The following is a 1142-nucleotide window of genomic DNA, read 5'->3' as shown; positions in this document are numbered from 1 at the left end:
GTTAAACTGGTGCCTTTTTTTGTTTGATCAGTTCAGTTAGTTTGGAGAACCGAATCTTTAATCATGCTGTAGAAATATGGTGAGTTAGTTGATTGGGTTTTACAATATAAATGATTATGAGGTGAGGTTTATGGTGAAAGCAGTGGATTTAGCCTCCTAAAATCACAATATATTTTAGGAGGAAAAAATCACAATATATTTTAGGAGGAAATAAAATGAAAAAGGATAGTAAATCTAAAGAAATGATTCAATCTGAAAAAAGGGGTTCTACTAGGCTCTTAATGATGGTACTCTCCCTATCTGTACTTGTAGGTGCAATTACGGCTGATTTTGTCAATCCCGTACTTCCACTAATAAGCAAAGATTTAGAAGCTTCGAAATCTCAAGTGATTTGGATAGTTAGTGGTATTGCACTTGTTCTTGCGATTGGAGTTCCGATTTATGGTCGAATCTCAGACTTTTTTGAGTTACGAAAGCTATATATCTTTGCCATTATGATTCTGGCAAGTGGTAGTCTTTTATGTGCAATTGCCACGAACCTTCCATTGTTGGTTTTGGGAAGAATGGTTCAGGGTGCTGGGATGTCCGCAATTCCAGTTCTATCAGTCATTGCAATTTCGAAGGTTTTCCCACAAGGAAAACGTGGGGGAGCTTTGGGAATTATCGCAGGAAGTATTGGTGTTGGAACTGCTGCTGGTCCAATATTTGGTGGAGTGGTTGGTCAATATTTAGGGTGGAATGCCTTGTTTTGGTTCACATTTTTGTTAGCCATTATGCTTGTTATTGGTGCCTACTACGCGTTACCGACAATTAAACCGGCAGAATCCGTAGGAAGCAATAAGAACTTTGATTTCATTGGTGGTTTATTGCTCGGCCTCACAGTAGGATTACTCCTTTTTGGTATCACTCAAGGGGAAACTTCTGGTTTTTCTTCGTTCTCATCGTTAACTAGCCTAATTGGTTCTGTTGTAGCTTTGGTAGGGTTTATTTGGAGAATTGTTACCGCAGAAAATCCATTTGTACCACCTGTCCTGTTCAATAACAAGGATTATGTCAATACGGTCATAATTGCATTTTTTTCGATGTTTGCTTATTTCGCTGTTCTTGCGTTCGTCCCATTGCTAGTCGTTGAGGTGAATGGA

At 38.7% G+C, this 1142-nt stretch carries 1 protein-coding gene; it reads left to right on the top strand.

All coding sequences use genetic code 11. From position 1 onward, the window contains the following. Window positions 1-215: 215 nt before the first annotated feature. On the top strand, window positions 216-1142 hold a 927-nt coding region (locus JVU85_RS13655; RefSeq protein ID WP_204172863.1), incomplete at its 3' end, for an MFS transporter.

Origin of the sequence: Staphylococcus sp. GDY8P72P (genome assembly GCF_016890655.1) — a bacterium.
In the GTDB taxonomy this organism is placed as follows: domain Bacteria; phylum Bacillota; class Bacilli; order Staphylococcales; family Staphylococcaceae; genus Staphylococcus; species Staphylococcus arlettae.
Note: the sequence above shows the minus strand (reverse complement) of the source record. Positions and strands in the feature narration are given on the sequence as shown.